The sequence below is a fragment of the Massilia sp. 05N420 genome (assembly GCF_056397205.1).
Genome location: NZ_JBFTMX010000225.1, coordinates 1 through 402, shown reverse-complemented (window position 1 = coordinate 402; position 402 = coordinate 1). Strand labels below are relative to the sequence as shown.

Annotated in this window: 1 protein-coding gene; it reads left to right on the top strand. The window is 65.9% G+C overall.

Translation table 11 applies throughout. The features are described from left to right. The coding region (locus AC1DIX_RS28080) for an IS1595 family transposase (RefSeq protein ID WP_477328655.1) at positions 1 to 402 on the top strand (402 nt) is incomplete at both ends.

The window sequence follows — 402 nt, the reverse complement described above, 5'->3', positions numbered from 1 at the left end:
GAGCAAGGATGACCGCCCGCAGCGGCTGAGTGGGATCGCCGAAGCCGATGAGATGTATGTGCTCGAATCGCACAAGGGGTCCAGACATCTCGGCCGTCCGCCACGAAGACGCGGCGGCAAGGCGACAAGGCGCGGGATCTCGAAGGAACAAGTGTGCATCCTGGTGGCACGCGATCGCAGCGGCCAGACCATCGACGCCGTGACCGGCAAGGGGAGCGTCAGCAAGCGGCAGCTGGTGCAACACCTGGGGCCGCGCCTGGCGCGCGACGTGCTGCTGGTGACCGACAGCCATGCGGCCTACCCGGCATTCGCGCGGGAGGTCGGGATTTCGCATGAGGCCATCAATGCGAGCGCCGGCGAAAGATTTCGCATGAGGCCATCAATGCGAGCGCCGGCGAAAGA